This is a genomic window from Pseudomonas sp. MYb185, from assembly GCF_002979975.1.
Lineage (GTDB): Bacteria > Pseudomonadota > Gammaproteobacteria > Pseudomonadales > Pseudomonadaceae > Halopseudomonas.
The window spans coordinates 111,870-135,856 of record NZ_PCQD01000004.1 but is presented as its reverse complement, the minus strand read 5'-3'; the positions used below and the strand labels follow the sequence as shown (position 1 = coordinate 135,856).

The window sequence follows — 23,987 nt, the reverse complement described above, 5'->3', positions numbered from 1 at the left end:
GTTGGTCACTCCGTCCCCGGCGTAGCGCCCGAACGCGGACCGGGGCGCTACACTTCATCTGGCCTTCCCTCATCTGAACCGGTAGCATCAGGCATGTAAAAAATATCAAACAAGGTGCGCAGCATGAGCCATACGCCCTACCCGCCTTCCTACTACGCCGCCTCTGCCCTTCCGGCACCGGAACGACCACCCTTGCAGGGCGCCCATGAAACCGATGTATGCGTCATCGGTGCCGGCTATACCGGCATCTCCACGGCGTTGTTTCTGCTCGAACATGGCTTCCGGGTCACCGTGCTGGAGGCCGCCAAGGTCGGTTTTGGTGCTTCGGGACGCAACGGCGGGCAGATCGTCAACAGCTACAGCCGGGATCTGGATGTGATCGAGAAGCAGGTGCCGCCGGAGCAGGCCAGGCTACTGGGTGAGATGGCCTTCGAAGGTGGTCGCATCATTCGCGACCGGGTCCAGCGCTACGCCATCGACTGCGACCTCAAGGACGGCGGCGTCTTCGGCGCCGTGAACCACAGACAGCTCGGCCACCTGGAGCAGCAGAAAAGGCTGTGGGAGCGCTACGGGCATACCCAACTGGAACTGCTCGACGCCAAGGCCATCCGTGGTGTGGTGAATACCGAGCTGTATGTCGGCGGCATGCTGGACATGAGCGGCGGGCATATCCATCCACTCAACCTGGTGCTCGGCGAAGCCGCCGCAGTGGCGTCCCTGGGCGGCATCATTCATGAGCAGTCGCCGGTCATTCGCGTGCAGCAGGGTACATCTCCTGTTGTTTATACCGAACAAGGCCAGGTCACCGCACGCTTCGTCGTGGTCGCCGGCAATGCCTATCTGGGCGACCTGCTGCCGCCGCTGGCGGCCAAATCCATGCCCTGCGGCACCCAGGTAGTAGCTACCGAACCACTGGCCCCTGAGCTGGCCCAGGCGCTGCTGCCACAGGATTATTGCGTCGAGGATTGCAACTATCTGCTGGATTACTATCGCCTGTCCGCCGACAAGCGTCTGATCTTCGGCGGCGGTGTGGTCTATGGTGCCCGAGACCCGGCCAATATCGAGGCGATGATCCGGCCGAACCTGCTGCGCACCTTCCCTCAACTGCACGATGTGAAGATCGACTATGCCTGGACCGGCAATTTCCTGTTGACCCTGTCACGCCTGCCACAGGTGGGTCGCCTGGGCAGCAATATCTTCTACTCCCAGGGTTGCAGCGGCCATGGCGTGACCTATACTCACGTCGCCGGCAAGGTGCTCGCCGAGGTGATCCGCGGCCAGGCCGAGCGCTTCGATGCCTTCGCCGCCCTGCCCCACTACCCCTTCCCCGGCGGCAGGTTGCTGCGGGTGCCATTTACCGCCCTGGGCGCCTGGTATTATCAGTTGCGCGACCGTCTAGGATGGTAATACATGAACGGTCCCCTGTTTGCGTGGTCACAGGAAGTGTCGAAGATAATCAGCAAAAACCAAAGCCCCGACTCGAAACAAGGAGTAGTCCCATGAACCATACATCCACTGCCCGGCGCTATATATCCATCCTCATGGCTACGCTATTCATGCTCACCAGCATGGTCAGCATCCACGCCCAGGCTACCCAGGCTGCAATGGTAGGAACCCACGAGGTGATCGCCGCAGAACAACTGACTGTCGATCGTGACCAGCTCAAGGCAATGCTGGATGATGAAGCTGTGCAGGACAAGCTGGCCAGCATGGGGGTCGCTCCCGAGCAGGTCGAGCAGCGCATCAACAGCCTGACCGCCGACGAACTGGCCTACTTCAACAGCCAGCTGGATGAGGCCCCGGCAGGTGCCGGTGTGCTCGGTGTCATCGTGCTGTTCCTGGTGATCTTCATCATCACCGACATGCTCTGCGCCACCAACATCTTCCGCTTCGTCAACTGCATCAACCGCTAACCGGTGCCTCCCTTGCTGCGGCTTGCCGCCCTGCTCGGACTGACAGCCCTGCTGTCAGCCTGCGCCGGGCGCGCTCCGGTGCTGCCCGAGCCATCCACCCTGAGCCATCTGCCTGACCGGGTAATACTGGAGCAGGTGCCCTTTCATGCCCAGGACGCCTACCAATGCGGCCCCGCGTCCCTGGCAATGGTATTGAATCACCGGAATGTAGCCGCCACCCCGGACGCCCTGAAAGACCGCGTCTACCTGCCCGAGCGCAAAGGCACCCTGCAGGTGGAGATGGTCGCCGCCGCCCGCGAGCGTGATCTTCTGGTCTACCCGCTGGAGCGCAAGCTGGAGGCGATTCTTGCGGAAGTGAATGCGGGCAATCCGGTGCTGGTCATGCAGAACCTGGCCTTCGACTGGTATCCCCAATGGCACTACGCAGTGGTTATCGGCTATGACCTGCCAGCCGAGGAGATGATTCTCCACAGCGGCCTGAACCAGGCCCAGCGCGAGCCATTCAAAGTATTCATGCGCACCTGGCAACGCGCCGACCGCTGGGCCAGGGTGGTGCTGCCCCCGGATCAGTTGCCGGCCACCGCCCAGCCGCTGACCTATCTCAAGGCCGCCAGCGACTTGGAACAGACCGGCCGCCTGGATAGTGCCCTGCATGCCTACCAGGGTGCCGCGCAACAATGGCCGGAGCAACCGGCGGCACGCCTGGGCCTGGGCAATACCTACTGGGCAAAGAACGAGCGCCAGACCGCCATCGAGCAGTTCCAGCAGTTGGTCAACGACTTCCCGGAGTTCCAGCCTGGCTGGAGTAACCTGGCGACCGGTCTGGACATGCTCGGCTGCAGCGAACAGGCCACAGCTGCCCGCCAATGCAGCGAGCAACCGGACAAGCCGGCCGCCTGCCGCAGCCTGGCGTGCCGGCCCACACCATAGGGGTTTACACCCGGCCGGTCATCTTCGCCACCAACTGATGCTCGGCCGGCAACAGGCCGCTGACACTGCTGCGGGAGGTCACCCGGCTCAGCAGCGAGGATAGCCCCGGCCAGGTCATTTCATCGATCAGCTCCCCGGCATGCGCCAGGTTGATCAACTGACAGCACACTGCAATATCGGCCATGCTGAACTGCTCGCCCAGGAAGTACCGCTGGTCGCCAAGCTGGGTTTCCAGATAATCGAACAGCACCGGCAGGCCCTGCCCCAGTGCCTGCTGAATCGCCGCCTCGTCACAGACCTCGCCAACCACCGGCTTGACGATACGGTTACGGAACACCACCAGGGTCGCCAGCGCGCCAAGCTCGTAATCGGCGTACTTTTCCAGCCAGCGTACCCGCGCGGCCTGTTGCGGCGTCTCGCCATAGAGTGCCGCACCGCCGCGAGTATCCTGCAGGTACTGGCCGATGACACTGGAATCGGCCAGCGCGAAATCCCCATCCCGAAGTGCCGGAATGCGGCCAAGCGGGCTGATTTCGTAGTACCAGTCAGGCTGGTTGAATGGCGGCTGGGTCACCAGTTCATGGGCAATCTGCTGCTCAGCCAGTTGAATACGGATCTTGCGAACGAAGGGGGAGAGAATCGCCCCGTAAAGAATCAGAGACATGCGGACAGGTTCCAGGTTGAGAGATCAGTCATCGTACAACGCTTTTTTCTTCCACGCCTGATCATCCTCCTCCAGCGCCTGTACCCCTTCGCTCAGTACCGTGCCGGTATTCCCGGCACTCTGCTCCATCTGCAGCGCAGCCTGTTCCGCCTGCTCCATCAATTGGCGAAACACCACCATCTGACCGGCAGCAGCGGGATGCTGCTGCTTGCCCAGATAAGACAGCGCCCGTTCATACTGCAGTTTGGCGACACGGGGCTTGCCGCTCCGCATCGCCTCGTTGGCCAGCGCCTGGTGCATGCTCAGGGTGGTCTGCAGCAGATGCAGGCCAAGCTCCTGGTTCCACCGCTGGAAAGCGGCATTATCCAGCCCACCCTCTCGCCGCACCTGCTCCAACAGACGGATCAGATCACCCAGTTGCTGACGGGCCGTCTGCGCCGCCACCTCATTGTCGATGACCAGCGGTGCATTAGTGATACGCGGTTCACCCTGACCAAGCTGCTGACGTACCTCCGCCAGGAGTCCGGCGTGCCTGGCATTCTTGCCATCCTGCCTGACCAGACGCTCCAGCAGGCCAGCCTCGACCTGCAGCAGCAGGAGCTTGAGTTCGGCAGACATGAACTGCCCGGGCAATTCGGAGCTGATGCTGGCGCAGTGACTCCAACGCGCCTGCAGCTCCGCCAGCGCCCGCGCCCGCTCCAGGCGCGAACGCTCCACGGCCTGACTGAGAAAGCCGATACCGATCACTATCGCCAGACCACCGACAACCAGGGCCGCAATAAGCATGGTGGACACGAGATACTCTCCAATGAGATGCAGTATGTCGTTATGCCATATTAGTGAATTCAACACAATGAACCGACCGTGCCGCCACGCTTGCATTACGTCGGACCGACCTCCAGACTGCATCTGTGCGGCATCGGCCAGGCGGATCAGTGGAATGCCTCCCCCTGCAGGCCAGGATTTTCGGGAATACGAAAAAAAACCTGAAAAAAGATTGGCTTGAGGGGTTGACGCTTCCCCGGACCATGCCTAAAATGCGCGCCACTTGCAGCGAACAACGCAACACGGAGTAAGCAGCAAGTAGCCAGGGTTAACACCTCGGCACTGTGAAGACCGGATACGTCCCCTTCGTCTAGTGGCCTAGGACACCGCCCTTTCACGGCGGTAACAGGGGTTCGAGTCCCCTAGGGGACGCCACTTCGGCGTCAGTTTTGCGGGAATAGCTCAGTTGGTAGAGCACGACCTTGCCAAGGTCGGGGTCGCGAGTTCGAGTCTCGTTTCCCGCTCCAAATCCTGTCTACAGGTACTCGACCTGAAGACAACAAAAAAGGGCCTAACGGCCCTTTTTTCGTTATTGGAATTCTCCTACATCCAATCCCTGCCCCAGTCTTCGGGAAGCCCCGCCCAGCGCAACGAAGCCCGAGCTCGGCCCTGAGCCAATACCAGCTACGACAATCTCTCCTGACATGCAAGAAGCCTCTGGTTCGTTTGAAAGTAAAATGGCAATCTCTACCAGGCGTGCCCTCTGCTTTTGAGACTCATATATGCATACCGTTGAAACTGTGCTCCTGGTGCTGATGCTCGGAGCACTGACCGGCATCGTTGCTCGCTATATTCGTGCAGTTCCCTTACCCCTGATCCAGATCGGCCTGGGCGCCGCGATATCCTGGCCCCAGCAAGGGCTGCATATCGTCTTTGATCCTGAGCTGTTCCTGCTGCTGTTCATTCCCCCTTTGCTGTTCGCCGATGGCTGGCGGATTCCAAAGCGCGAGTTCTTCGCGCTCTACAAGCCGATCCTGAAACTGGCGCTCGGCCTGGTGCTGTTCACCGTGATCGGACTCGGCTACCTCATCCACTGGATGATTCCGGAAATCCCCCTGACTGTTGCTTTCGCACTCGCAGCGGTGGTGTCACCCACCGACGCAGTGGCGGTGTCTGCCATCACGCGTAATCTGGGAATGCCCTCGCAGACGATGCACGTGCTCCAGGGAGAGTCGCTGCTCAATGATGCGTCCGGCCTGGTGGCATTGAAATTCGCGGTCGCGGCCACCCTCACCGGCATGTTCTCGTGGACCGAAGTGGCGACAGACTTCTTGTGGATGGCGCTGGGCGGGCTTGGCGTGGGCGCCTTGATCGGCTGGGGCTTTGCCGTAGCACGCGACCGCGTAACGCGCAGATTGGGTGACGTGGCCGCCACCCAGATGGTGCTGCTGCTCGTGTTGTTGCCCTTCGCTGCCTACATCGCCAGCGAACAGATCGGCGTCTCGGGGATCCTCGCGGCGGTCGCCGCCGGTATCACGACCAATTTTGCCGACCTCAACCGCAGCGAGTTCATTGCCGAGCGCATGCAGACGGAAGGCACCTGGACCATGGTCGAAGCGTCCTTCAATGGTGCCATTTTCCTGCTGCTGGGCCTGCAGCTTCCCTCCATCATCGGGGTGACGCTGCAGCACGCAGGTCAGGAATGGTGGATCCTCGTAAGCTATGCGGCAGTCATCGCCCTGGCCTTGCTATTGCTCCGCTGGGTCTGGCTGACCGTTGGCGTGCAAAGCAGCCTCTGGCACGCACATGGGGAAGGCAAGATGGTCGAGAAACCTTCACGGCTGCTGACCCTGGCCACCACGCTGGCCGGGATTCGCGGTGCGGTAACGTTGGCCGGCGCGCTCTCGGTCCCGCTACTGCTGAATAACGGAAACCCCTTTCCGGGGCGCGAACAACTGATCTTCCTGGCTACCGGCACTATCCTGTTCACGCTCCTGGTCGGTAGCATCGGCCTGCCACTGGTTTTGCGCCGCTTGCCACCCAGTGGCGAACCAGCCTCGACGGCGGAGGAGCGGCATGCCAGGCTGGAAGCCTGCAAGGCTGCGATCGCTAGCATGGTGCTCGATAAGCGACAGGCAGAATCAGCCGATCCGCAATGGCTCGCCCAGTACCAGGAGTCCGCGGGACTCCTGACGCAGGAGTACCGCAAACGGATCGACCTGCTCGACGACCCGATGCCCACTGCGACCCCCGAAGCACATGCCGAAGCCCCTGATGTGATGCTCCAGCGGCGCCAACGCTATGTCGTGGAGCTGGAACTGAGGCAGAAGGCACTGCACGTCGAACGGGATACTCTCTACGCCGAAAGGCAGGCCCAGCACATCAACGACGAATCACTGCGTAGCTTGGTCGCCGAACTCGACCTGGCCGAGGTTGCGTTACGCAAACGGCTCGCGGTGGCCCGGCGGGCAGCCAGCGTGACAGCCTCCGCCGCCTCTGGCGGGCCGAACAGCGACCATCCCATCAAGTAGGCCGCGATACTGAAAATTCGATCGCAAGATACGGAGTTGTTGCGATCGAATTCCGCCCTATGCTGTCAGCCTGTACTCAAGACATCAGCAGATAGGCCATGATGATGACAGCCGCGAATCTTTCTCCCTATACCACAGACGATGCCCGCTGGCTGGCGGTGCAGACCCGCGATTCGGCTGCGGACGGCCATTTCGTCTATGCCGTGCGCACCACCGGCATATATGGCCAGCCCAGCTCACCAGCTCGCCGGCCCAAGCGCCAGAACATCGAGTTCTTCGATTCGGCCGAAGCTGCCGAAGCCGCTGGTTACCGCCCCAGCCGACGTGCCCATCGCAACGGGGGCAGCGTAATCGCCGGGCGGGCCGCGCTGGTGGCACAGGCCTGCCGGTTGATCGAATCCTCGGAGTTACCACCCAAGCTGGAGGAGCTGGCCGCCCAGGCGGGCATGAGCTCCTACCACTTCCACCGGGTATTCAAGGCCGAAACGGGGCTGACGCCGAAGGCCTATGCCTCGGCCGAGCGGGCCCGCAAGCTGCGCGAGGAGCTGAGCGCGCCGAGCGGCTCGGTGACCGACGCGATCTACGGCGCCGGCTTCAACTCCAACAGTCGGTTCTACGCAGCAGCGGACCGGTTGCTGGGTATGCGCGCACGTGAGTACCGCGCCGGAGGCGCTGGTGCGGTGATTCACTTTGCGGTCGGCCAATGTTCACTGGGTGCAATTCTCGTCGCGCAAAGTCGGCGTGGCATTTGTGCCATCCTGTTGGGCGACGATCCGGATGCACTGTTGCGCAATCTACAGGATCAGTTCCCCAAGGCAGAACTTATCGGCGGCGATGAAGGTTTCGAGCAGTTGATCGCTCAGGTGGTCGGTTTCATCGAGGCCCCGTCGATCGGGCTCAATCTGCCGCTGGATGTGCGCGGCACCGCTTTCCAGGAGCGCGTATGGCAGGCACTGCGGGAGATTCCACCCGGCGAGACGGTGAGCTATGCACAAATCGCCGAACGTATCGACGCACCCAGGGCGGTGCGTGCCGTCGCCCAGGCCTGTGGTGCCAACCGTCTCGCCGTCGCCATTCCCTGCCACCGCGTCGTACGTCGCGATGGTGATATTTCCGGCTACCGCTGGGGCGTGGAGCGCAAGCGCGAACTGCTCCGGCGCGAAGCCAGTACCTGAACAGGATTTACCCCTCAGCAACGGCGTCGGCTACCTGCATCAGCGCCCGTCCAGCACCGCCTCGGTAGTCGGACGCGGTCCCAACAGCTCCAGCAAGGCATCCGGCCGCGGTAGCCCGTTGAGTTTCTGCAACAGCCCATCACTGCCCCTTGCCACAATACCTGGCGTACCACGAAAGCCCAGACCGACCATCAGCCTCTGATTGTCATCCAGGCGCTGCTGCGTCGCGGCAGAGACCGCCTTTGCCGGTGCAATGCCTCCATCGGCAAACCGGGTCTCGTTCTGTGTCAGCGCCGCTGTACTGTCCGCCGCATCGAGAATCGCCGCGGCCTTGGTTGCGCTATCGGCGCGCAGCATGCCGACCATGACGTGGCGCAACTGTACCTTGCCAGCGTCGACCCAGGGCCGTGCAGCCTGCCAGAACTGGTTGCAGTAGGGACAGTTCGGATCGCTGAAGGCGTAGACCACCCGCGGGGCGTCCAGTTCGCCATCCTGCACCCAGGCAGCCTTATCCAACTGCGCCCAGGTGCGCTCCGCCAGCGGCTGGGCGACCAGTTCCTGCAGCCGACCATCATCGATCCGACTGCCATCCGCCGCTATCCGTGTGCCGACAATGGCGCTGCCGTCGGGTGCGACATAGATGCCGATCGGCTGATCACCTGCTGCGCCGGCAAAGCCTCGCAGGCCATTGCCCACCTCGAACTCCTGGATAATATCGATGCCCTGTTCCTGCAACGACTGCAGCGCGGCAGGCTGCGCGCTGTCTTGCGCCTGACTGCAACCGGCCATAAGCACGGCGGTGATGCCGAAAATCCACGGGTAAGGTGTTGAGCGTAACAACATGATCATTCCTGCTCTTTGGTGGGGGTTGAAGACAACTGAAAGTGGCGACGCAGGGTATTGCGCAGGCTCGGCATGGTCAGTTCGCCCATGTGCGAGTCCACCAGGCGCCCCTCTGCATCGAAAAACAGCGTGGTCGGCAGGCCACGCGAACCGACCTCATGCATCGCCCGGGAAAACGGGTCCAGCAGCACATGCTCCAGCTCCAGCCCCTGCGCCGTCAGGAAATCGCCGACCTCCCCGGCGCTTTCCCCCTGATTGACCAGGACGAAGGCCACTTCCGGGTAATCGGACTGCGCCTGCTCCAGCACTGGCATTTCGCGCCGGCAGGGAGGGCACCAGGTCGCCCACAGGTTCAGCACTACCGGCTGGCCGGTGTAGCTGTCGAGCGCCACCGATTCGGAGTAATCGACATTGGTCAGTTGCAGCTTCGGCAGTGAAGGCGCCGCATGCTGCAACAGCAGCGGCAGGCTACCCACCGCGCCCCACAGCACCACGCCGGCCAGGATGCCGGTATAGACTGGCTTGCGCATTTGCGTCTGCGTGCGGGTTTTCCACCAGACCCAGGCAATGCCTACCAGCAAACCGGTCGGCCAGTGAAAGCCGCCATCCGCCACCGCCAGCATGCTGCGGGGTGCGGCCGAATATTCTTCCCACCAGAGCAGGATGAAAGCCCCCCGGCCAGCCAGCAGGCCGACCAGCAAGGCGTCCAGGATCAGGGCGGCGGCCACCTTTGCGCTGGCATCCGGCGTGCGCCGGGCCACCGGCCAGGCAACCAGACAGGCCAGTATCGCTGCCACGCCAACCACGACAACATCGATAGAGAACGGACCGACACTGATCATGGCTCCCCCACTGTATTCTGGGCGATCAGGATGACGGTCGGCGGGCGCAGCGCCTGCCACTGTCCCAGCCCCACATATCGTCGTAACAACAAACGCTACCCCTTGAATGATCCAGTTGCCCCCAAGATGCGGGAGCCCGATTAATCGAGAGTTAAGACAGCGTGCCGGTGCTACCGACTTGAGATCCGGTCCAGGGAAAAAGGCGCTTGCTTGACAGCCTTCTGGCAAATATATATCTTACGATGCATCTTATGACATGCCAGACGGCACTGGAGCCTATTGTGAACGGTAATGACAAGGACAGTGTGCGCAGACGGGGAAGCCACTTGACGCGTGGGCGCAAATTCAATGCAGACGAGTTGCAGCTCAAGCTGCTGTGGTTCCTGCGCGACTCCCCCGCCCACGGTTATGAACTCGCCAGGCGCTTCAACGACCTGTCGCGCGGCTATTACAACCCCAGCCCCGGTGTGTTGTATCCCGCGTTGGGGCAGTTGGAGACCCTGGGGCTGGCGCAGGTGGAACTGAGCGGTAAACGCAAGAACTACCGGATTACCGCAGCCGGCCTGGCGTATCTGCAGCAACACGCAGAACGCGCCCAGACGCTTATCGACATCCTGAAACATGCAGCGAAAAAAATGCTGTGGATGAGCCAGGCCAGTGAAAGCGAGGCAGCAGCGGCGGCAGCCACCGGCTGGCTGCCTGAGTTCATTCAGGCCCGCAAGACATTGCAGGCCGCCCTGTTGGCCCGGGGGGAAGCCGACCATAACGAGCAGCGACGCATCATTGCCATCTTGCAACGCGCGGCCAGCGATATCCGCCAACAAGCACCGACAGCGAACGATGAATCTTCCAACAACACTTGAGGCCTAATCATGACAACCGATCTCTTCAAACCACAGAAAGTACAGCATCCCATCAGAACCCGTCTGCTGGAGGTGAAGCGTGTTACCGAACTGAGCCCGGCCATGCGCCGTATCACCCTGACAGGCGACGACCTGGCCGGATTTCTCTCCGCCTCGTTCGATGATCACCTCAAGCTGCTGGTACCGGAAGCTCCCGGTGCCAAGCCCAACATACCGACCGTGGGACCGGCGGGTCTGACCTTTGCCGAGGGCAAGCCCAGACCCGAGATGCGTGATTACACACCCCGCCGCTACGATCCGGTCAGCAATGAACTGGATATCGATTTCGTCCTGCACCATGACGGGCCGGCGACCGAGTGGGCCAGCCATGCCGAACCAGGTCATTGGCTGGGCATAGCCGGACCGCGCGGCTCCTTCGTCATTCCCACCGTTTTCGACTGGCACCTGTTGCTCGGTGATGAAACGGCCATACCCGCCATTGCCCGCCGGCTGGAAGAACTGCCCGCTACCAGCAAGGCTATCGTGGTGATCAAGACGGCGAGAGAGGACGCCAGGATAGAACTTCATGGCCAGTGTGAACGGGATGTGCACTGGGTGAGCGAGACCGAGAACAGCCCCGCCGGCACGGGCGTATTTGAGTCCACCCTGCGCGATCTGACCCTGCCACAGGGCGAGGGGTATGTCTGGGCTGCCGGGGAATACAGCGATATCAAAGCGGTACGCCGCTATCTGGTCGAGGAGCGCGGCATCGACAAGAGCCGTATCCGTGCGGCAAGCTACTGGCGCAAGTCGGCAGCGAACAGCCACGAGCACTTCGACTGATCAGCAGACAGCAAAGGGCTGTGCATCGCAGCGAAACAGCGGCGCAGCCCCCTTTCCCCATCTGATCAAGAACACCAGCCGAGGGCCTGGAGGGTAGCGCCATCTTCATTGCTGTTGAGAGACAGTCCACTGTCGGAAAGGTGTGATATCCGTGAAGAGAGATTTTACCCAGGGCTCCGTACCCCGGAAGCTGTTGCTGTTCTCATTTCCCATCCTGTTGACCAACCTGCTGCAGGCCGCGATGCTGCTGATCAACGGCCTGTGGGTCGGCAACCTGCTGGGGAGCGCGGCCTTCGCCGCCGTCACCGTGGGCACGACGGTCATGGTCGTGGTACTGGCCTTCGTGATGGGCATGAACAATGCGACCCTGACAGTGTTTGCGCAGCTGAAGGGAGCGGAGAACCAGCAGGGTATACACGCCTATCTGAGCGCATTCACCATCCTCTTGGGCGGACTGTCCCTGCTCATTGGCCTGGCCGGTTATGTGTTTGCCGAGTCGCTGCTGGCACTGCTCAATACGCCAGCTTTGATCGCCGACTCTGCCCGTCAGTACCTGCAGATCACCTTCATTGGCACCCTGTTCCTGGTCGGCTACAACTTTATCGGCACCGTGCTGCGGGCATTCGGCGACAGCAAGACGCCGATGTATTTCGTGTTGCTGGCCACCGTTCTGGCCGCCGCGCTGACCCCGCTGTTCATCGCCGGGTTCAACATGGGCGTGTCTGGTGCCGCCTGGGCCACGGTGCTGGCGCAAGCGATGGCCTTCCTGTACAGCCTGCGGTATCTGGCAGGCAGGTCGGTGCAGTACAGCTTCAGACTGCAACGGCCCAGGCCGGAGGAGATAAAGACCATCCTGCAGTTGGGTGTGCCATCGGGTATCCAGATGATCGTCATCTATTCCGGCATGACGGTCATTCTCTCGCTGGTGAACAGCTTTGGCGCGGAGGTGGTGGCCGGGTTCGGTGCCGCACAACGACTGGACAACATCATCCTGTTGCCAGCCATCGCCCTGGGTTCCGCTGTCACTGCCATGGCCGCACAGAATATCGGGGCGCAGCAATGGACGCGGGTAGCACAGATTTCCCGGGCCGGCATTCTCTACAACCTGGTAATCATGTCGGTGGTCGCGGCCATCTTGTTCATCTGGGCACAGCCCCTGGTCCGATTATTTATCCGGGATGAGGACAGCGTGGCGTTTGGCGTCTCCTACCTGCGCACCATCGCCCTGTTCTATCCGTTCATCGGCCTGAATTTCATCCTCAACGGGGTGGTTCGCGGGGCCGGAGCGATGTTCCAGATTCTGGCCTTGAATATCATTTCACTGTGGCTGTTACGCGTGCCCCTGGCGTACTGGATGACCACCTTGTATGGGGAGGCGGGGATTGCCCTGGGGATAGGCATCAGCTTCTTCATCAGCAGCCTTTTCTCGATTGCCTATTACCGTTGGGGAGGCTGGCGGAGCAAGCAGCTGTTTGCCTGAAGCTCAGTCCTTTGCACTGGAAACGCGCGTCCCCGCTCTCCCCTGCAGAATCGCCAGAGCATCTTCCAGTCTGCCAATACCGCTGATCCCACCACCCTCGGCGAAGTCGGCAGCGGCGTTCATCTTGGGTCCCATGGAACCGGCAGGCAGATCCAGGGCACGCGCCTGATCTACGCTCAGATGCGATAGCGCTACGGCGCTATCCTTGCCGAAATCCCGGTATACGGCATCGACATCCGTCAGCAGCAACAGGGCATCTGCCTTGAGCTCCCGCGCCAGCAAGGCACTGGCGGCATCCTTGTCGATAACCGCCTCGACACCCAGGGTACTGCCATCCTCCAGCCGCACTACCGGAATCCCGCCTCCGCCGGCACAGATCACCACCACGCCCCGGTCCAGCAGCAGCTTGATCACCCGCATATCCGGGATTTCCAGTGGCTGCGGTGAGGGCACCACCCGTCGCCATTTGTCGCCATCTGCGGCGATATGCCAGCCGACAGCCCGGGCGCGGGACTCGGCTTCAGCCCGCTCGTACACCGGCCCGACGAACTTGGTCGGGTTATCGAATGCCGGGTCGTGTTGATCCACCACCACCTGGGTCAGCAAGGTGGCCACCGGCCGGTCATGCTCCAGGGCATTTTCCAGTTCCTGCTCGATGATGTAGCCGATCATCCCTTCGGTTTCCGCTCCAAGTACATCCAGGGGATAGGCTTCATCCGGCCGGTAGGTAGCACCCTGGAGGGCCAGCAGGCCCACCTGCGGCCCATTGCCGTGGGTGACCACCAGCTCATGCCCGGCCCGCACCAGGGCGGCCAGGGACTGGGCGGCTATCCGTACATTGGCACGCTGGACACTGGCGGTCAGCGGCTCACCGCGTTTCAGCAGGGCGTTACCACCCAGGGCGACGACGATCAGCATGTCAGACTCCCAGGGTGGCGACGAGTACCGCCTTGATGGTGTGCATGCGGTTTTCCGCCTGGTCGAAGACGATGGAAGCCGGACCTTCGAACACCTCTTCGGTAACCTCCATGGCATCGATACCGAATTTCTGCTGGATCTCCTTGCCGATGCTGGTTTCGGTATTGTGAAAGGCGGGCAGACAGTGCATGAAGCGCACGCGGGGGTTACCGGTCCGGGCCATCAGCGCGGCATTGACCTGATAGGGCAACAGCAGCTTGATCCGCTGTGCCCACTTTTCCTCGGGCTCACCCATGGACAGCCAGACATCGGTGTAGACGAAATCGACCCCGGCCACGGCGCTGTCCACGTCCTCGGTGATCATGATGCGGGCACCGGTAACCTGGGCAATCCGCTCTGCCTCCTGCTGGATGCCAGCGCCGGGCCAGCAGGCCCTGGGCGCACAGAGACGTACGTCCATCCCCATCTTGGCGCCGCCGATCAGCAGGCTGTCGCCCATGTTGTTGGCCGCATCACCGACAAACACATAAGCGACGTCACGCAGCGGTTTGTCGACATGCTCCTGCATGGTAAGCAGATCGGCGAGCACCTGGGTGGGGTGGAATTCATTGGTCAAGCCGTTGTATACCGGCACGCCTGCGTGCTGCGCCAGCTCCTCGACCACCGTCTGGGCAAAGCCCCGATATTCGATGGCATCGTATACCCGACCAAGCACTCTGGCGGTGTCCTTGACCGACTCCTTGTGACCGATATGGGTGCCGGTGGGGCCCAGATAGGTGACCCGCGCGCCCTGGTCGAAGGCCGCCACCTCGAATCCGACCCGGGTGCGGGTGGAGTCCTTCTCGAAGATCAGGGCAATGTCCTTGCCGCGCAGCAGCGGCACTTCGGTGCCCGCATACTTGGCTGCCTTCAGGTCGCTGGCCAGCTTGAGCAGGAAGCCGATTTCACGCGGCGTGAAATCGCGCAGGGTAAGGAAGTGTCGATTCTTCAGATTGAAAGCCATCTCCGTACCTCCCCGTCAGATCGCATCGCGAATGGTCGGGCAGCTCATGCAACGCCCGCCGCCCCTGCCCCGTCCCAGCTCGGCACCGGGTATTTTCAGCACTTCGATACCCGCCATTTCCAGAGCGGCGTTAGTGTCATCATTACGATCATAGCCAATCACCACCCCCGGGCTCAGGGCCAGCACGTTGTTGCCGTCATTCCATTGCTCACGCTCGCGTTCGGCAGGCGTGTCCCCGCCGGTAGGAACCACGACCAGCGAATCATAGCCCAGCACATCAGCTACCACGTCGAACAACGGGCGCGGGTCCTGGCGGAACGACAGGTGCTTGCCGCCCGTACCGGGGCGCAGGTCGTAGCAGATCATTTGATCGGCCATTTCCTTGAAGGTGGTCACCACGTTGCCGCCGCAGAAGGTGAACACTGTATCCAGGTGCATGGCGGATCGGGTCTTGGGAATCTGGCAGGCCACCACACGATTGACGGTGCCGCGCTCGAACAGGGCATTGGCCAACTGCCCGATCGCCTGGGGTGACGAGCGCTCGCCCATGCCCACCAGCACCGCGCCGTTGCCGACCGGCATGATGTCGCCCCCTTCCAGGGTGGCCAGGGCATGGTCCTTGAGCGGGTCGCCCCAGAGCACCTCGACCTTGCCGGCGAACAGCGGATGGAAGCGATAGATGGTCGCCATCAGCAGGGTTTCCGGCTTGCGGGCGCTCCAGTACATGGGGTTCAGGCTGACACCATCATAGATCCAGGCGCTGTTGTCGCGGGTGAAAAGGAAGTTCGGCAGCGGTGGCAGGACGAAGCCGGACGGCCCCAGATGGTTACCGAACAGGCCGCTCGGGTTGAACGGCAGGTCGCTCACCTGCAAGCCGCCGATGAGGAATTCTGCCAGTGTCCGGCCCGGCAGTTCATCCATCCAGGCCCTCAGGTCGGATACCATGCCGACGCCGATATGATCCCAGGTGATGCGCTGGTCAAGAAGCCATGCCCGCGCTTCGCCAATATCCAGGGTATCGGCCAGCAAGTCATTGACGTCCAGCACCTCCACCCCCCGTGCGCGCATCAGATTGGCGAACACATCGTGGTCCTTCTGCGCCTGTTTGACCCAGAACACGTCATCGAACAACAGCGCATCGCAATTGGTCGGCGTCAGTCTGCGATGGGCCAGGCCAGGGCGACAGACGATGACTTGTCGCAAAATGCCGGTTTCGGAGTGAACACCAAGTGCATGCCTAGTCATGTGAAGTCCTCAATTGCCAATGCATTACAGGAAGGCGCCGACGCTGATCACCAGCGTGATGAACAGCGTCAGGATCAGTAGCAGCGGCCAGATGAACACCAGCCAGCGGTCATAGGAGACACGCCCTATGGCGAGACCACCAACGACCACCGCAAAGGTCGGGTTGATCAGGTTGACCAGGCCGTTGGCCGACTGATAGGCCGTGACCACCAGATCCCGGCTGACATCGGCGAAGTCCGCCAGCGGCGCCAGGATCGGCATCGACAACACGGCAAGACCGGATGAGGATGGCACGAAGAAGCTCATGCCCACCTCGATCCAGAACATCAGGTTGATGAAGGCCAGTTCCGATACGCCGCCCAGGGTCGTTTCGGCACCATGCAGGATCGAGTCGGCGATCATGCCCTGCTCCATGATGACCACGATGCCCCGCGCCAGACCAACCACCAGGGCCACCCCAAGCAGGTCACGGGCACCGTCGACGAAACTGCCGGTCAGCCTCTTCTCGCCCAGCCGGGCGACCAGGCCAACGACGATGGCAGCGCCGAGGAACAGCGCGCCCATCTTGTCCATCCACCAGTCCTGGGAGGAAACACCCCAGATCATGACGATGAAGGTCAGGGCGAAGATCAACAGCACCAGTTTCTGCGTCAGGCTCAGGGCGATATCACCCTGCTGCTCCTCCGCCTGCAGAAAGAGTTTGCGATGGGCCTCACGCTGCCTGGCCACGACGGAGCGTGAAGGGTCGGCCTTGACCCGCTTGGCATAACGCATCACATAGGCTGCGCAGATGATCAGCCCCCCGATCAGCAGCACCAGGCGCAGCAGCATGCCGTCGGTAAAGGGGATATCCGCCGCATTGGATGCGATGACAGTGGCGAACGGGTTGATGGTCGAACCCAGCACACCGATACCGGCACCGATCAGAATCACCGCTACGCCAGTGACCGCATCGTAGCCGGCAGCGATGATGATCGGCACCAGAATGGCATAGAAGGCCAGTGTTTCCTCGGCCATGCCGTAGGTCGTACCGCCGAGGGCAAACAGCGTCATCAGGGTCGGGATCATCCAGATCTCTCGCCCCTCCAGATGCTGCATGGCACTGCGGATACCGGTATCGATGGCGCCAGTGGCGTTCACCACACCGAGAAAGCCACCCAGAAACAGCACGAACAGCGCCACATCAATGGCATTGGCGGCATAACTGTCGGGATCATAGAAGCCGGCGGTAGGTGCCAACATGATGTCGGTGAAGCCCTGGGGGTTGGGCTCTACCGTCTGATAGGTTCCGGGGACGGCCACTTCACGCCCGATCTCCTCGTTCATGCTGCGTTCGTACTGGCCCGCTGGAATGATCCAGGTCAGCGCAGCCACCAGAACGATCAACAACAACAGAATGGTGTAGGCGGTAGGAAACCGGGTTGCCAGATCCTGCTCCGGATCGGGTGCGGCGTTGTTTTCTTCAGTCATCGCAGTTTCTCCTGCCTTGGGCTTCACGAAACTACGAAGCCGGGGGATACATGCCAGTCAGTCCAGAAAGAATCACATCGGCAGAGTAGGCCTTGTGCATCCCGGAGGAACTGATATGGATCAATAGACAGAAGAAACAGCTGTCAGTGGAGCGAGCTCACAGCTTGAACTCCTGGTTCTGCAGCGGCACCGATGCTGACCATCCCAGTTCACGCTCGATACGCTCACGCAGCGCCTCGGACGCCCCCGGCTCGCCATGCACGATGAACACCTGCTGTGGTGGTCGCTGAAAGTTGGAGAGCCAGTGCATCAGTTCATCGCTGTCAGCATGGGCCGAGAGCATCGGCAACTCGGCGATCTCGGCATTCACCGGCATCCAGTGGCCGTAGATCTTCACCTCCCGCGCCCCTTCCAGCAGCTTGCGACCGCGGGTGCCGGCGGCCTGGAAGCCGGAGAACAACAGGGTATTGCGATGGTCGCCGCCAAAGGCGGCGATATGGTGCAACACTCGCCCACCGGTGGCCATGCCACTGGCAGAAATGATCACCTTGGGAAAGCGGTTGTTGGATAGCGCCTTGGATTCTTCAACATCGCGGATATAGTTGACCGCGCCGCAGGCCTCTGCACACTCCTGGGCAGTAAGCTTGTGCTCGTCCTGGTGTCGGCACAGCATCTCGGTCGCGCTGGTGGCCATGGGGCTGTCCAGATACACAGGTATGTTCTTCAGCCGACCACTTTGCCGCAGCTGCCACAGATCATAGATCAGCGCCTGTGCCCGGCCCACCGCGAACGCAGGTATCACCACGGTGCCACCGCGTCGTACGGTACGCTCGATCACCAGCGCCAACCCTTCGACCGGGTCGGACCTGTCATGCCTGCGGTTACCGTAGGTGGATTCGATGACGATGTAGTCGGCGTCGCTGACCGGTTCCGGGTCGTGCATGACCGCATCGTTGTAGCGCCCAAGATCACCGGAAAATACTACCCTCTTGCCACCGATATCGACCTGCACGGTCGCCGCGCCGAGAATGTGCCCGGCACGCCGCATCTGCACTTTTACCCCGCCGGGCAATTCGACTTCTCGATGCCAGGGTAGCTTCTTGAAGCGCTTGAGTGTGCGTTCGGCATCCACCACCCGGTACAGTGGCAGCGCCGGTTTGTGTTTGGAAAAACCCTTGCGGTTGGCAAACTCGGCATCCTTCTCCTGCAACCAGGCGCTGTCCAGCAGAATCAGCTCAGCCACATCACGGGTGGCCTCAGTAGCGTAGATATTGCCGTTGAAACCATCCAGCACCAGCCGGGGCAGATAGCCACAGTGATCCAGGTGGGCGTGGGTGAGCACCACGGCATCAATCGCATCCGGTGCCACCATCAGGCGCTGCCAGTTCAGTTCGCGCAGGTTCTTCAACCCCTGGAACAGACCGCAGTCGACGAGAATACGCGTGTCACCATGGGTCAGCAGGTGTTTGGAGCCGGTGACGGTGCCGGCACCGCCGAGACAGGTCAATGAAAGCATGGTCAGTGTCCTTGAGTTCAAGCCATACCACTGATGGCTTTACGAAAGCGTAGCAGCGAGCCGCCAAACATCACGCAACCGATTACCGCCAACGCCAGAAAAGGCTTCCACACCGTTTCAATACCGGCACCACGGTACAGGATGGCCTGGCCGACCTCGACAAAATGGGTGGTTGGTGCGACCAGCATGATGATCTGCACTATTTCCGGCATGCTCTCCCGGGGTGTGGTGCCACCGGAGAGCATTTCCAGCGGTATGATGGTCAGCATCATCAGCATGCCGAACTGCGGCATGTTGCGCGCCAGGGTGGCGAGGAAGATTCCCATCGAGGTGGTGGCGAACAGACACAGCGCAGCACCGGCGAAGAACAACGGCAGCGAGCCCTCCACCGGTACGCCGAGTATGCCGCGCACCACCAGATTCAGCGACAGCGCCGAGGCCACCAGTACCACCAGCGCCATCGACCAGACCTTGCCGAGCATGATCTCGGTCGGTGTGACCGGCATCACCAGCAGGTGCTCGATGGTGCCGTGTTCACGCTCACGGATCAGCGCCGCACCGGTGAGAATGATCGACAGCATGGTGATGTAGTTGACGACCTCCATCAGGCTGCCGAACCAGGCCTTTTCCAGTGACGGGTTGAAGCGCGCCCGCAGCACCAGGTCAACCGGGGGTTGGGCACTGCCGCGCTGACGCTGGATGAATTCGGTGATTTCCGCCATCACGATCTGCTGCACCGCCCCACTGCCGGTAAACGCCTGGCTCATGCGGGTGGCATCCACGTTCAGTTGAAGATCTGGGCTGCGGTTGGCCAGTACATCGCGCTGGAACCCCTGCGGGATGTACAGGGCGAAGGTATAGCGACCGGCGTCCATGCCGCTATCCATTTCGCCCATGCTGATCATCTGCGGGTCGGTGAAGTGCGGCGGATAGAAGGCGGATATGAGCTGCCGCGACAGCGCCGAATCATCTTCATCGACGATGGCGATGGGTGCCTTGTTCAGGGTTTCCGGCATGGCCTGGGCTGCCGTATAGACCCCTGCGGTGAACACATAGACGATCAGCACCAGCATCATCGGGTCACGCCACAGGCTCCACAGCTCCTTGACACCGAGGCGGTAGATATTGAGAAAGGATCGTGCGCTCATTTCAACGCTCCTGTTTCTTCAGCAGCATGATCGCCAGGCCCATGATCACCGGTACCGACAGCAGCATGGACCAGAACGCGCCGGTCAGATCCGACAACCCCAGGGCCTTGTTGAACACGCCACGACTGATGCTGACCATGTGCGTGGCCGGGTAGATTTCCCCAATCACCCGACCTGCCCCCTCCAGCGAGGATACCGGGTCGACCAGGCCGGAAAACTGAACCATCGGCACCATGGTGCCGATCATGGCGAAGAACATGGCGGCGATCTGGCTGCGGGTCACCGACGAAGCCAGCAGCCCCATCCCGGTGGCGACGAAGCTGAAGATCAGGGCACCCAATGCCAGGGTCAGAAAGCTGCCGCTGACCGGCACACCGAATAGGGTCACCGCCAGCAGCGTCATCAGCAGGAAGTTGAGCATCGCCAGGGCCACATAGGGCAATTGCTTGCCAAGCAGGAACTCGCTGCGGGTGACCGGGGTGACGTAGAAGTTGGTGATCGAGCCGGTTTCCTTTTCCCGCACCACCGCCAGCGCGGTCAGCATCGCCGGTAGCATCAGCAACAGCATGCAGATCACCGCCGGCACCATGGCCGGCAGGCTCTGTACGTCGGGATTGTAGCGAAAGCGGGTCTGGATATCGGCGCTGATCGGCACGCTACCGACACGCTGGCTGATCTGGCTGGTCAGCCAGTGCTGATGCATGCCCTGCACATAGCCCTTGAGTGTCTCGGCCCGCTGTGGCATGGCACCGTCCACCCAGGCGCCGATCTCGACCGGGCGCCCGGCCAGTGCGTCGCGGGCGAAGCCGTGGGGTATCTCGATGGCCAGCGACACCTCGCCACTGCGCATGCGCCGGTCCAGCTCCTGGTAGTCGATGAGCGGTGGTTGCTCGATGAAGTAACGCGAGCCCGACAGCTGCAGCGCATAATCACGGCTGAGACTGGTCTGGTCGCGATCCAGCACCGCATAGCGCAGGGCTTCCACATCCAGGCTGATACCGAAACCGATCACGCACATCAGCATCAGCGACCCGGCCAGCGCCAGGGTGGCACGGATCGGGTCACGCTGCAGTTCCAGGGTTTCCCGCCACAGGTAGCTGAGCATGCGTTGCAGGCTGAAAGCCCGGTGCCGTGCCGGTGTCGCCGGCGCAGCATCCGGTTGCCCAGCCTCCAACAGCTCGTCCTGGTCCTGGCTCCCGGCTCCGGCTTCTATCAGGTAGCCGATAAAGGCCTGCTCCAGGCTGTCGGCACCGCGCTTCTCCACCAGCCGGGCTGGCACATCACTATCCAGTACCTGACCCGCATGCATCATCGACATGCGATCACAGCGTTCGGCCTCGTTCATGAAGTGGGTGGACAGGAAGATGGTCACCTTGTCGCGCCGTGACAGCTCCACCAGCAAACGCCAGAAACCATCCCGCGCCACCGGATCAACGCCGGAGGTCGGCTCGTCCAGAATCAGCAGTTCCGGGCCATGCACCATGGCCACCGCCAGCGACAGGCGCTGACGCATGCCCAGCGGCAGATTAGCCGGCAGGCTGTCGATGGCATCACCCAGACCGAACCGGTCCACCATCTGCGCCACGCGCTGATCGATCTCCTGCTCCGGTACGGAAAACAGCCGGGCATGCAGCACCAGGTTCTGGCGCACGCTCAGTTCGCTGTACAGTGAGAAGGCCTGGGACATATAGCCGACCCGGCGTCGGGTCTCGATATCCTTCGGGCTCACCTCGGTACCGAACAGCCAGGCCTGCCCTTCGCTGGCTGGCAGCAGGCCGGTGAGCATCTTCATGGTGGTGGTCTTGCCACAGCCGTTGGAGCCGAGAAAGCCGAATATCTCGCCACGGCGGATGCGGAAGCTGACGTCCTTGACGGCAACGAAGTCGCCAAAGCGCAGCGTCAGGTTCTTCGCCTCGATGGCGATATCCTGCTCGTCCGCCTGCAGCGGCGGGATGATCACCGGCGCATGACCGCGCTTGCGCTCCTCCGGCAGCAGCGCAATGAAGGCGCTTTCCAGCGAGGTACTGGCGGTCTGTTCGAGCAACTGTGCCGGAGTGCCGGTGGCAAGCACCCGGCCATCATCCATGGCTACCAGCCAGTCGAAGCCCTGGGCTTCATCCATGTAGGCGGTAGCCACCATCACGCTCATGCCTGGGCGCTGCCGCCGAATGCGTGCGATCAGTTCCCAGAACTGCGCCCGCGCCAGCGGGTCCACCCCGGTGGTTGGCTCATCGAGGATCAGCAGGTCCGGATCATGGATCAGTGCACAACACAGCCCCAGCTTCTGCTTCATACCGCCGGACAGTTTGCCGGCAGGACGGTCGAGGAAGGAATGCAGGCCGGTGGCGTGGGTCAGCTCATCGATGCGGCGGCGCCGCTCCGAGGCATCATGGCCGAACAGGCGCGCGAAAAATTGCAGGTTTTCCTCCACCGACAGGGTCGGGTAGAGGTTGCGCCCCAGGCCCTGGGGCATATAGGCGATGCGTGGGCAGACCCGGCTGCGGTGCCGGCGCCCGGCCATGTCGCCACCCAGCACCAGAACCTGCCCTTGCTGGATGCGCCGCGAGCCGGATATCAGCGCCAGCAGACTGGACTTGCCCACCCCGTCGGGTCCGATCAGCCCCACCATGCAGCCTGAGGGTACGTCCAGGTCGATGCCGGCCAGCGCTTGGGTTTTGCCGTAGCGCAGACCGATGCCCAGCAGTTGGGCGACAGGATCAGTGGTCGGTTGCATGCGACAGGTTCAGCGCTTCGGGGATAGCCAGGAAATCGGGCCAGTCGGCCTCGGCATCCAGCTTGATCCAGGCCACGCCCGGCACGCCAGTCTTGACCTGCTCCAGGTACTTTTGCAACAGCTGCGGTGGTATCTGCGCGCGCACCCGGAACATCAGCTTCTGTCTTTCGCTGGCCGTTTCCACGGTCTTCGGGGTGAACTGCGCCTGGCTGGCAACGAAGGACACCCGCGCCGGCACCACGTAGTCCGGCGCCGTATCCAGCACCAGCCGTACTTCACTGCCCAGCGCCAGACGGCCGGCGGCCACTTCGGGTACGAAGAAGGTCATGTAGACATCCGCCAGGTCGAGCAGATTCAGCACCCGACCACCGGCACCCAGCACCTCGCCGGGTTGGGCCACCCGCACCTGTACCCGACCGGCACGCGGCGCCTTGAGCTCGCTGTCGGCCAGATCGGCATCGATGCGATTGATGGTCGCCTGCATCGCCCTGACCCGGGACTCGGCCCCGGTCTGCTGGGCTTTGGCTGCGGTCACGGCGGCCTGCGCCGCCAGCACCTGCGCTTTCGCCGCCGAGACCGCCGCCCGCACGCTGCGCGCCCGCGCCTGGTCATCATCGAATTCCTGCTGGGAGATGGCACCGTCACGGGCCAGGGTTTCGGTACGCACCAGACGCCGCTGCGCGGCATACAGCTCCGCCTCACGCTGCACCACCACCGCCTGCAGCGCGGTAACATCGCTTTCCCGCAGGCTGATCTGGGCGTTGGCCGCCGCGACCCCATGCACGGCTTCCTGGTAGGCGGCCAGCGCCTCTTCGCGCTGCGCCTCCAGCGTGTCGATCTGCATCCTTGCCAGTACCTGCCCGGCACTGACGAAATCGCCCTCGCGTACCAGTATTTCCTCGATCCGGCCCGGCAGCTTGGTGGCGATATCGATCTCGGTCGCCTCGATACGGCCATTGCCGCTGATAAAGCCTTCGCCAGGGCCCTGATCGAGGTATTGCGACCAACCGTACCAGCCCAGCAGGGCGAGCACGGCGACAACCGCAATGATCAGTACACGCTTGTCAGACAGGGAGGAAGAGGACATGGACAGTGACCTTGGACAGATGGATGACTCAAAGATAA

General features: G+C 62.0%; 20 protein-coding genes and 2 tRNA genes. 10 read left to right on the top strand and 12 right to left on the bottom strand.

Going from position 1 to position 23,987, the window contains the following annotated elements; translation table 11 throughout:
- Positions 1 to 123 precede the first annotated feature (123 nt).
- From CQ007_RS07545 to CQ007_RS07535, 3 genes are all read left to right on the top strand, one after another.
- Positions 124 to 1,407: an FAD-binding oxidoreductase gene (locus tag CQ007_RS07545; protein WP_105644749.1), complete on the top strand. Its 1,284-nt coding sequence runs from the start codon at positions 124 to 126 to the stop codon at positions 1,405 to 1,407.
- A gap of 134 nt (positions 1,408 to 1,541) precedes the next feature.
- Entirely contained in the window at positions 1,542 to 1,913 is a 372-nt protein-coding gene (locus CQ007_RS07540) for a PA2779 family protein (RefSeq protein ID WP_256582245.1), read from the top strand.
- A gap of 3 nt (positions 1,914 to 1,916) precedes the next feature.
- Positions 1,917 to 2,843: a PA2778 family cysteine peptidase gene (locus CQ007_RS07535; RefSeq protein WP_105644745.1), complete on the top strand. Its 927-nt coding sequence runs from the start codon at positions 1,917 to 1,919 to the stop codon at positions 2,841 to 2,843.
- A 4-nt stretch (positions 2,844 to 2,847) separates the two neighbouring features.
- Here the strand turns inward: CQ007_RS07535 and CQ007_RS07530 are convergent, their stop codons facing one another.
- Together CQ007_RS07530 and CQ007_RS07525 are read right to left on the bottom strand one after the other, a co-directional pair.
- A complete protein-coding gene (locus CQ007_RS07530) occupies positions 2,848 to 3,507 on the bottom strand; it encodes a glutathione S-transferase family protein (RefSeq protein ID WP_105644743.1) in 660 nt (219 codons plus the stop codon).
- Positions 3,508 to 3,531: 24 nt separating this feature from the next.
- Positions 3,532 to 4,302, bottom strand: a complete 771-nt coding sequence (locus CQ007_RS07525; protein WP_105644741.1) for a hypothetical protein — start codon at positions 4,300 to 4,302, stop codon at positions 3,532 to 3,534.
- Between the two features lie 329 nt (positions 4,303 to 4,631).
- Here CQ007_RS07525 and CQ007_RS07520 point away from each other — a divergent pair.
- The 4 genes from CQ007_RS07520 (at position 4,632) to ada (ending at position 7,978) form a co-directional block, all read left to right on the top strand.
- Positions 4,632 to 4,707, top strand: a tRNA-Glu gene (locus tag CQ007_RS07520).
- Positions 4,708 to 4,723: 16 nt separating this feature from the next.
- A tRNA-Gly gene (locus tag CQ007_RS07515) sits at positions 4,724 to 4,799 on the top strand.
- 255 nt (positions 4,800 to 5,054) lie between these two features.
- Complete coding sequence (locus CQ007_RS07510; RefSeq protein ID WP_105644739.1) at positions 5,055 to 6,803, top strand: Na+/H+ antiporter; 1,749 nt, start codon at positions 5,055 to 5,057, stop codon at positions 6,801 to 6,803.
- A gap of 98 nt (positions 6,804 to 6,901) precedes the next feature.
- Positions 6,902 to 7,978 carry a bifunctional DNA-binding transcriptional regulator/O6-methylguanine-DNA methyltransferase Ada gene (ada, locus tag CQ007_RS07505; RefSeq protein WP_371919804.1) on the top strand — a complete coding sequence of 359 codons (1,077 nt, stop codon included), beginning with the start codon at positions 6,902 to 6,904 and terminating at the stop codon, positions 7,976 to 7,978.
- Between the two features lie 39 nt (positions 7,979 to 8,017).
- Here the strand turns inward: ada and dsbG are convergent, their stop codons facing one another.
- Positions 8,018 to 8,821 carry a thiol:disulfide interchange protein DsbG gene (dsbG, locus tag CQ007_RS07500; protein WP_105644737.1) on the bottom strand — a complete coding sequence of 268 codons (804 nt, stop codon included), beginning with the start codon at positions 8,819 to 8,821 and terminating at the stop codon, positions 8,018 to 8,020.
- A gap of 2 nt (positions 8,822 to 8,823) precedes the next feature.
- Complete coding sequence (locus CQ007_RS07495) at positions 8,824 to 9,663, bottom strand: TlpA disulfide reductase family protein (protein ID WP_105644735.1); 840 nt, start codon at positions 9,661 to 9,663, stop codon at positions 8,824 to 8,826.
- A 281-nt stretch (positions 9,664 to 9,944) separates the two neighbouring features.
- Between CQ007_RS07495 and CQ007_RS07490 the strand changes: the two genes are divergently transcribed.
- The 3 genes from CQ007_RS07490 (at position 9,945) to CQ007_RS07480 (ending at position 12,828) form a co-directional block, all read left to right on the top strand.
- A complete protein-coding gene (locus tag CQ007_RS07490) occupies positions 9,945 to 10,526 on the top strand; it encodes a PadR family transcriptional regulator (protein WP_218278845.1) in 582 nt (193 codons plus the stop codon).
- 9 nt (positions 10,527 to 10,535) lie between these two features.
- Positions 10,536 to 11,348 carry a siderophore-interacting protein gene (locus CQ007_RS07485; RefSeq protein ID WP_105644733.1) on the top strand — a complete coding sequence of 271 codons (813 nt, stop codon included), beginning with the start codon at positions 10,536 to 10,538 and terminating at the stop codon, positions 11,346 to 11,348.
- 151 nt (positions 11,349 to 11,499) lie between these two features.
- Positions 11,500 to 12,828: an MATE family efflux transporter gene (locus tag CQ007_RS07480; RefSeq protein WP_218278844.1), complete on the top strand. Its 1,329-nt coding sequence runs from the start codon at positions 11,500 to 11,502 to the stop codon at positions 12,826 to 12,828.
- A gap of 3 nt (positions 12,829 to 12,831) precedes the next feature.
- Here CQ007_RS07480 and arcC read toward each other — a convergent pair whose 3' ends face one another.
- The 8 genes from arcC to CQ007_RS07440 all read right to left on the bottom strand — a co-directional run bounded on the left by arcC (position 12,832) and on the right by CQ007_RS07440 (position 23,949).
- Positions 12,832 to 13,746 (bottom strand): carbamate kinase, encoded by a 915-nt coding sequence (gene arcC, locus CQ007_RS07475; protein ID WP_105644729.1) that lies wholly within the window; start codon positions 13,744 to 13,746, stop codon positions 12,832 to 12,834.
- A 1-nt stretch (position 13,747) separates the two neighbouring features.
- Positions 13,748 to 14,749, bottom strand: a complete 1,002-nt coding sequence (argF, locus tag CQ007_RS07470) for an ornithine carbamoyltransferase (RefSeq protein WP_105644727.1) — start codon at positions 14,747 to 14,749, stop codon at positions 13,748 to 13,750.
- 15 nt (positions 14,750 to 14,764) lie between these two features.
- On the bottom strand, positions 14,765 to 15,994 hold the full coding sequence (locus CQ007_RS07465) for an arginine deiminase (protein ID WP_105644725.1): 1,230 nt from the start codon (positions 15,992 to 15,994) through the stop codon (positions 14,765 to 14,767).
- Positions 15,995 to 16,018: 24 nt separating this feature from the next.
- Positions 16,019 to 17,464, bottom strand: a complete 1,446-nt coding sequence (locus CQ007_RS07460; RefSeq protein ID WP_105644723.1) for a YfcC family protein — start codon at positions 17,462 to 17,464, stop codon at positions 16,019 to 16,021.
- A 157-nt stretch (positions 17,465 to 17,621) separates the two neighbouring features.
- Positions 17,622 to 18,980: an MBL fold metallo-hydrolase RNA specificity domain-containing protein gene (locus CQ007_RS07455; RefSeq protein ID WP_105644721.1), complete on the bottom strand. Its 1,359-nt coding sequence runs from the start codon at positions 18,978 to 18,980 to the stop codon at positions 17,622 to 17,624.
- Between the two features lie 17 nt (positions 18,981 to 18,997).
- Complete coding sequence (locus CQ007_RS07450; protein WP_105644719.1) at positions 18,998 to 20,128, bottom strand: ABC transporter permease; 1,131 nt, start codon at positions 20,126 to 20,128, stop codon at positions 18,998 to 19,000.
- 1 nt (position 20,129) lies between these two features.
- On the bottom strand, positions 20,130 to 22,862 hold the full coding sequence (rbbA, locus tag CQ007_RS07445) for a ribosome-associated ATPase/putative transporter RbbA (RefSeq protein ID WP_105644717.1): 2,733 nt from the start codon (positions 22,860 to 22,862) through the stop codon (positions 20,130 to 20,132).
- Positions 22,846 to 23,949 (bottom strand): HlyD family secretion protein, encoded by a 1,104-nt coding sequence (locus CQ007_RS07440; RefSeq protein WP_105644715.1) that lies wholly within the window; start codon positions 23,947 to 23,949, stop codon positions 22,846 to 22,848. Before CQ007_RS07440 ends, rbbA begins: the two co-directional genes overlap by 17 nt.
- Positions 23,950 to 23,987: the final 38 nt, after the last annotated feature.

Coding starts and splice junctions, on each gene's coding strand:
- CQ007_RS07455 (WP_105644721.1), bottom strand. CDS start 18,980: ATGCTTTCATTGACCTGTCTCGGCGGTGCCGGCACCGTCACCGGCTCC.
- CQ007_RS07540 (WP_256582245.1), top strand. CDS start 1,542: ATGGCTACGCTATTCATGCTCACCAGCATGGTCAGCATCCACGCCCAG.
- CQ007_RS07460 (WP_105644723.1), bottom strand. CDS start 17,464: ATGACTGAAGAAAACAACGCCGCACCCGATCCGGAGCAGGATCTGGCA.
- CQ007_RS07485 (WP_105644733.1), top strand. CDS start 10,536: ATGACAACCGATCTCTTCAAACCACAGAAAGTACAGCATCCCATCAGA.
- rbbA (WP_105644717.1), bottom strand. CDS start 22,862: ATGCAACCGACCACTGATCCTGTCGCCCAACTGCTGGGCATCGGTCTG.
- CQ007_RS07495 (WP_105644735.1), bottom strand. CDS start 9,663: ATGATCAGTGTCGGTCCGTTCTCTATCGATGTTGTCGTGGTTGGCGTG.
- CQ007_RS07450 (WP_105644719.1), bottom strand. CDS start 20,128: ATGAGCGCACGATCCTTTCTCAATATCTACCGCCTCGGTGTCAAGGAG.
- CQ007_RS07440 (WP_105644715.1), bottom strand. CDS start 23,949: ATGTCCTCTTCCTCCCTGTCTGACAAGCGTGTACTGATCATTGCGGTT.
- ada (WP_371919804.1), top strand. CDS start 6,902: ATGATGATGACAGCCGCGAATCTTTCTCCCTATACCACAGACGATGCC.
- dsbG (WP_105644737.1), bottom strand. CDS start 8,821: ATGTTGTTACGCTCAACACCTTACCCGTGGATTTTCGGCATCACCGCC.
- CQ007_RS07545 (WP_105644749.1), top strand. CDS start 124: ATGAGCCATACGCCCTACCCGCCTTCCTACTACGCCGCCTCTGCCCTT.
- CQ007_RS07510 (WP_105644739.1), top strand. CDS start 5,055: ATGCATACCGTTGAAACTGTGCTCCTGGTGCTGATGCTCGGAGCACTG.
- argF (WP_105644727.1), bottom strand. CDS start 14,749: ATGGCTTTCAATCTGAAGAATCGACACTTCCTTACCCTGCGCGATTTC.
- CQ007_RS07530 (WP_105644743.1), bottom strand. CDS start 3,507: ATGTCTCTGATTCTTTACGGGGCGATTCTCTCCCCCTTCGTTCGCAAG.
- CQ007_RS07465 (WP_105644725.1), bottom strand. CDS start 15,994: ATGACTAGGCATGCACTTGGTGTTCACTCCGAAACCGGCATTTTGCGA.
- arcC (WP_105644729.1), bottom strand. CDS start 13,746: ATGCTGATCGTCGTCGCCCTGGGTGGTAACGCCCTGCTGAAACGCGGT.